Source organism: Rhodococcus sp. EPR-157, from assembly GCF_001647195.1.
Classification (GTDB): domain Bacteria; phylum Actinomycetota; class Actinomycetes; order Mycobacteriales; family Mycobacteriaceae; genus Rhodococcoides.
In genome coordinates, this window is the sequence record NZ_LVCV01000489.1 from 1 (window position 1) to 6,101 (window position 6,101).

Here is a 6,101-nt window from a genome sequence, read left to right on the forward strand (position 1 = left end):
CCTCGTCGAGTTCTGACGTATCCATCCACGAATGGTCTCGAGAATCGACGGAAAACTCGAGCCGACACGCCGACCTAACAAAGTACTACTAGGGCAAGGTCAACAGGAAGCCGGGACCGAGTGTCGCGTACGGATGCCAGTGCCGACCCGGTGTTGACCTTCCCCTTAGGGGAGGCATCACCGTGGGGTCATGACCACAGAATGGGATGGACTCCCGGACAACGTAAAGAGGTTCATGACCGCACTCGACGCCCGACAAGGCGCTCGAGCGCTTACCGTGTTCACCGCGGATGCTGTGGTGACCGATGAGGGCCGCGACCACTCGGGCCGCGGCGAGATCGAGGCCTGGCTGAGCGCCTCGGTCAGTGAGAGTGAATACACCTACACAACTGAGTTCACCGGAGCGACCACGACCGGCACGACTGTCGACGTCGAGCAGCACCTGGAAGGCAACTTCCCTGGGGGAGTCGTCGACCTGCACTACCGCTTCACGCTGGACGGCGCGCTGATCGACAGGTTGGTGATCGAGCCATGAGCAAGCGATGGTTCATCACCGGTGGCACACCAGGCGGCTTCGGCATGGCGTACGCCGAGGTGGCGCTGGAGGCGGGGGACCGCGTGGTACTCACCGCCCGGCGTCCCGAGGAGCTGGCGTCGTGGGCCGAGGAGTACGGTGACCGCGTTCTCGTCGTGCCCATGGATGTCACCGACGCGACACAGGTACGGCAGGCGGTACGAACAGCCGAGGAGCGTTTCGGGGGTATCGACGTGCTGGTCAACAATGCCGGCCGCGGCTGGTACGGATCGATCGAGGGAATGAGCGAGACTTCGATACGGGCGATGTTCGAGTTGAATTTCTTCGCCGTTCTGTCCGTGACGCGCGCAGTGCTACCAGGTATGCGCGCCCGCGGAAGCGGGTGGATCGTCAACGTATCCTCAGTGGCCGGGCTTCTGGCGGCGGTTGGATTTGGTTACTACAGCGCCACGAAATACGCGATCGAGGCCGTCACCGATGCGCTGCGCCAGGAGGTCGCCGGGCACGGCCTCTCTGTGTTGGCTGTCGAACCAGGGGCTTTCCGTACGAACGCCTACGCCGGATTCGCCGACGAACCCGTCGCGGAGGCGATTCCGGAATACCACGAGATGTTGGAACAGGTCCGTGCCGCTTTCGTCGACATGAACGGGGTGCAACCGGGCGATCCGCATCGCGGTGCGCGTGCGGTGATCGCAGCGATGGCTCAGGACCCGCCGCCACGCCGGCTGATACTGGGCAACAGCGGGTACGACGCCGTGATCGACGCGCTGGAACAGAACTTGGGCGACATGCGGTCGAACGAAACGCTATCTCGTAGCGCGGATTTCCCCGCCTAGCCGGACCGCCGAAGCAAAATCCGATACCGACCCATACGGTGCACTAGCCAACCGAACCGACGGTGATGACGGCCAGGTCGTCCTCGACGACTTGGCCGCCATCACTCCACGGCAACAGATGCCGCAACCCGAGAACACTCACCACCCAGCAATTCAGAGGGCGTACGCGTGCCGCTCTCGCGGCCTCGGCCAGCAACGACCTTGACCGCCACGACGACCCCGACGCCCTCGCCGACACATTCGCTGCGAACAGTTCAGGGTTGCGAAGGAGATAGAAGCACTCGAACACCCCGCGCCGCGCTCGCGGGGTGGGCAGATCGCGTCGACCACGTACTCGACAGCACCATCGAATTCGATGCTCCCGCAGCGCCGGTGGGCCCTGACGGCATCTGAGGGCGGAGCGTCGAAGTCCGATCCCAACGTCCATTTGGCCAGGTGGTTCAGCCGCGCGAACCTTGCGCTCGCCTCGTCCCTCCACTAACGTCTTCGCCACAGTCGTCGGCCATGCCGACTCCGTAGCGTGGGTGGTCGATGAAGAGCAATGGTGGTCGATGAAGACCGATTTCAAGAAGACACTTGCGTGCTACACAGCCAGGCGCGGCGCATTCGACATCGTCGACGTTCCGCCGCTTCGGTACGTGATGGTCGATGGGCGAGGTGACCCGAACACCGCGCAGAGCTACGCCGATGCCATAGCGGCCGTCTATCCGGTCGCATATGCACTCAAATTCCTCAGCAAGAACGAGCTCGGCCGAGACTATGTCGTCATGCCCCTCGAAGCGCTCTGGTGGGCGTCGAATATGGATGTCTTCACCGCCGAGCGGGACAAGTCGCAGTGGAATTGGACAGTGTTGAACATGGTGCCCGACTGGATCGAGCAGGACATGTTCGACACGGCGGTGGCGGAGTCGGCAGCCAAACGACACAACAGTATTCACGTCGATCTACGAATGGAGACCCTTCGCGAAGGACGGTGTGTGCAGACTCTGCATGTCGGTTCGTACGACGACGAGGCCGAAGTTCTGCGTCGCCTGCATGACGAGTTCATTCCGGCAGCGGGCGCGACGATGACCGGGCGCCATCACGAAATCTATCTGAGTGATCCACGACGGGTCGACCCGGCCAAATTGCGCACGATTCTGCGGCAGCCGATCGAAGAAGTGAAGGTTTCCAGCGTCGACAACCCGTGAGCGAGCGCATCGGTCCCCGCTCTGACACGATGTCCGGCATGACGAAGGCGTTGCGACCGAACACCTTCACGGTCGGTACTTTCACACTGCTCGGCGCGTTGTATCTCGCGCAAGGGATTCCTTTCGGATTCTTCACCGGAGCTCTCCCTGTCGTATTGCGGGAGTCGGGATACTCGTTGGTGAAGATCAGCGCAACGGGTGTTCTCTTCCTGCCGTGGGCTCTGAAGTTCTTGTGGGCGCCCTACGTGGACCGATACGGAACCCGACGACGGTGGCTGCTGTCCTTGCAGCTCGCGTCCGCCGGCGTCGCACTCGGGTTGTCGTTGCTGGACCTGTCCACCACACTTCGATGGCTCTTCGTCGGAATCTTCCTCGTCAATCTGTTGTCCGCCACGCAGGACGTCGCGACCGACGGAACTGCGGTGCGCCTTCTGAACGTGCAGCAGCGGGGTGTCGGCAACGGCATTCAGGTCGGCGCGTACCGGATCGGCATGGTGTGCGGAGGGGGACTGTTGTTGTGGCTGTTCAGCTTTGCCGGGTGGCGAGCGCTGTTCATCGCGATGGCAGCCTTGCTGATTCTCGCAACCATCCCGGTATGGCGGCTGCGTGCGCAACTCGACGCCGCAGACGCCGAGACCGGAACGCAGGATCGCTCCCAAGAAAAATCCGCAACCCGTCTTGCGGTCACGTGGTGGTCACGACTGCGTCGACCAGGCATGGTCGCGTTCATCCTGTTGATCGCAGGCTTCAAGTTCGGCAACTCGATGGGATCCGCACTGGTCGGGCCGTTCATGTCCGACAGCGGACTCACTCTCGGCCAGATCGCTCTCGTCGATGGCGGGTTGTCGTCGGTTGCTGCCCTCGTCGGTGCCGGTCTCGGCGCGTGGTTGTCGTTCCGCTTCGGACGGCGACACGCCCTCCTGGTCGGTGGTGTGACTCAGACCCTCAGTCTCGGGCTGTACATAATCGCGTCGTTGGGAATCGGCGGCTTTTCGTTGGTGGTGACCGCCAGTATTGCCGAGCATGTGCTCGGTGGTGCCGCAACCGTCGCGATCTTCGCGCTCATGATGGATGCAGCCGACAAGCGCTTCGCTGGGAGCGACTACACACTGGTTGCGTGCGCAGTCGTGTTCGCGCAGGGGATCGCCGGGCTGGCCGCCGGAATCGTGGGTGACATGTTCGGCTTCACCGCGCTCTTCTGCGTTGCGCTCGTATTGTCGGGCATCGGCTGCGCCGCCCTGTTGATCGCATTGGACCGAGGCGTCGGACCGAGCGGGTTGAAAGAGGTAGTGGCAGCGCGCGCATCTGGGTCACGCCGGTGATCCAAGCGGTCCGGCCCACATCGACGATGTGGGCCGGACCGTAGAGGGCAAGGGATCAGTCGACCGAAATGACGTCCTGCGCGATGGACGCAAGCCGCGTCTGGGCAGCCGAGATGACGCCATGGCGGTTCTTGTGTGCTTCCTCGAAGGCCACGATCGTCCTGATGTCGCTCGAATCGGTGAGGTCCTTGATCGCCGCGACGGACTCGGACACGTTGAGCGTGTCGTAGTCCTCGATCGGAAGCTCGTCGGCGTCGAGGATTCCACCGGCCGCGCGGGCCGAGTGAATGGCGTCGGCAACGCCGTCGACACCCTCCTCACGGGTGACGTCCTCGGCAGCTTCCAACGCTGCATCTCGGCTGGCAGCCAGCGTCCGCGCCGCAATGTCACTTGCATGAGCGCCCCGGCCGAGCAGCTCACCGAGACGGTTCGGAGTCGAGCTTGCTGCATCGAGCGCACGGTCGAGTCCGCGCGCAGACCAGGCGGCGGGCGCGTTGACGATCTTCACGGCACCGCCGGCCGCAGCCTGCAACGGGGTCCGGCGCAATGCTGCGGGACCACCGCGCGCGTCCTCCGCGAGGACTGTCTCCAGCCACTCGACCGTGGCAGTGTGTGCCCTGATCAGCCGGTCTGCGAGGGCCACTGCGGCAGGTTCCTTCGCAGCTGTGGCAAGGGCCTTGACGTACTTCGATCTGCCGAGAAGCTGCTGCTCGAGTGCCAGATCGCCGAGTAGCGCTTCGTCGAACGGCTGGGCCTGCTCGGCGAGGGTCTTGAACAATGCCAGGGTTCGACCGACAAGCGGTCCGACAACGTCGGGTAGGCCGCCGAGGTCGCGGAGGGTCGATTCGATGGCGTCTGCGCGAGCGCGGCCATTCGACGCATTCTGCGTCAGCTCTGCCCGAACGGCGTCGGTTCGTGCCTGCACGACGCGAGTCTCGGCGATCTGGATTTCGGTATTGGTCAGTTGAAGCACGGCCCGCAACTGTGCGAGCAGTGTTGATGAAGTCATCGTGCGCTCCTTCGGTCGAATGGGTCGTCAGCAGTGCCTGTACTCGGGCAAGGCACTCCAGGTCGCGTTACCCGCCGGTAAATTCGCCAAACCCCGAGGTGGAACGTGACCTACATCTCAGCAAGCAGAGCGAGGACGTGGTCGACGCCGTAATATTCGCCTTTGCCGCCGTCGACCTAGAGCTTTGGAGAATTCCCCGTGCGCACTCTGATCGTGACCGCCTTCGTATCCCTCGACGGAGTAATGGAAGGCCCAGGTGGCGAGCCGGGCTACCGCAACTCCGGGTGGACGTTCAGAGACGTCGAGTTCGATGCAGCGGCCTACGAAATAAAGGGCCGCGAGCAAGAAGAGACCACCGCACTGCTGCTGGGCAGGACGTCGTACGAGGCGTTCGCGCCGATCTGGCCGACCATGGACGACTTCGCCGGGTACAACGCGATGCCTCGGTATGTGGTGTCGACGACGCTCGAGGGCGAGGACTCCCGATGGCCGGCAACGATTCTGCGTTCACTCGACGAGGTCGCGGCTCTCAAGCAGACCGAGGGCGGCCCTATCGCCGTGCATGGGAGTGCAACGCTCGGACACGGTCTCGCGGACGCGGGCCTCGTCGACCGCTACCACTTGCTGACTTTCCCGCTGCTGCTCGGAGCCGGAAAGCGGCTGTTCAGCGATGCCGACAAGGACACGACGAAACTGGTTCTCGTGGAGCACGAGACGTACGGGAACGGTGTGCAGAAGCAGGTCTTCGACGTCGTTCGGTAGGTGCCGGGCGGGCGCGCCGGGACCGTCAGTTGTTCGTTGTCCGCTTCGCGGTGGGTCTCGACTTCTTGCTCCCCGAAGCCTGTAGGCCTTCCATCACCAGCAGCAGATACTGATCCGCGAGTTGCTCGGCGCTGAGCTTTCCGGACGGAGTGAACCAGCGGACTGCGACCCACACCGAGTCGCGCAGGAAGCGGTAGGCGATCACCGGGTCGAGATCGTCTCGGAACTTGCCCTGCGCAATGCCGTCCTCGATAACCTTGATCCAGATGCGGCGAACGTCGGTTTCGGCTTTCGTCAGATAGGCGAACCTGGGGAATTGGGACAGATAGTTCCGCTCGTTCTGGATAACGGTGATCGCCGCACGATGAGGTCCGAGCGACACGAATGCCGCAACGATGAGCTCGCGGAGCGTGGTGACAGGATCCTGTTCTCGCTCGACGATCTCGG

6 protein-coding genes and 1 pseudogene are annotated in these 6,101 nt (G+C 63.3%); 5 read left to right on the plus strand and 2 right to left on the minus strand.

Annotation, left to right across the window (positions count from 1 at the left end):
• The first annotated feature begins 190 nt into the window (after positions 1–190).
• The 4 genes from A2J03_RS22185 (at position 191) to A2J03_RS22205 (ending at position 3,883) form a co-directional block, all read left to right on the plus strand.
• On the plus strand, positions 191–535 hold the full coding sequence (locus tag A2J03_RS22185) for a nuclear transport factor 2 family protein (RefSeq protein WP_068378313.1): 345 nt from the start codon (positions 191–193) through the stop codon (positions 533–535).
• Entirely contained in the window at positions 532–1,371 is an 840-nt protein-coding gene (locus A2J03_RS22190; protein ID WP_068378316.1) for an SDR family NAD(P)-dependent oxidoreductase, read from the plus strand. Before A2J03_RS22185 ends, A2J03_RS22190 begins: the two co-directional genes overlap by 4 nt.
• 551 nt (positions 1,372–1,922) lie before the next feature.
• On the plus strand, positions 1,923–2,561 hold the full coding sequence (locus A2J03_RS22200; protein ID WP_068378320.1) for a GyrI-like domain-containing protein: 639 nt from the start codon (positions 1,923–1,925) through the stop codon (positions 2,559–2,561).
• 38 nt (positions 2,562–2,599) lie between these two features.
• Positions 2,600–3,883 carry an MFS transporter gene (locus A2J03_RS22205; RefSeq protein ID WP_068378328.1) on the plus strand — a complete coding sequence of 428 codons (1,284 nt, stop codon included), beginning with the start codon at positions 2,600–2,602 and terminating at the stop codon, positions 3,881–3,883.
• A gap of 55 nt (positions 3,884–3,938) precedes the next feature.
• Here the strand turns inward: A2J03_RS22205 and A2J03_RS22210 are convergent, their stop codons facing one another.
• Entirely contained in the window at positions 3,939–4,892 is a 954-nt protein-coding gene (locus tag A2J03_RS22210) for a hypothetical protein (RefSeq protein ID WP_068378322.1), read from the minus strand.
• A 198-nt stretch (positions 4,893–5,090) separates the two neighbouring features.
• On the opposite strand from A2J03_RS22210, the gene A2J03_RS22215 reads away from it, so the two are divergent.
• Entirely contained in the window at positions 5,091–5,654 is a 564-nt protein-coding gene (locus tag A2J03_RS22215; RefSeq protein WP_068378324.1) for a dihydrofolate reductase family protein, read from the plus strand.
• 25 nt (positions 5,655–5,679) lie between these two features.
• Here A2J03_RS22215 and A2J03_RS31260 read toward each other — a convergent pair.
• Positions 5,680–6,101: pseudogene (locus A2J03_RS31260) on the minus strand (TetR family transcriptional regulator); the annotation flags it as partial.

Bases quoted from the DNA above. Each gene is read 5' to 3' on its own strand.
- A2J03_RS22210 (WP_068378322.1), bottom strand. From the start codon at position 4,892: ATGACTTCATCAACACTGCTCGCACAGTTGCGGGCCGTGCTTCAACTG.
- A2J03_RS22185 (WP_068378313.1), top strand. From the start codon at position 191: ATGACCACAGAATGGGATGGACTCCCGGACAACGTAAAGAGGTTCATG.
- A2J03_RS22205 (WP_068378328.1), top strand. From the start codon at position 2,600: ATGACGAAGGCGTTGCGACCGAACACCTTCACGGTCGGTACTTTCACA.
- A2J03_RS22190 (WP_068378316.1), top strand. From the start codon at position 532: ATGAGCAAGCGATGGTTCATCACCGGTGGCACACCAGGCGGCTTCGGC.
- A2J03_RS22200 (WP_068378320.1), top strand. From the start codon at position 1,923: ATGAAGACCGATTTCAAGAAGACACTTGCGTGCTACACAGCCAGGCGC.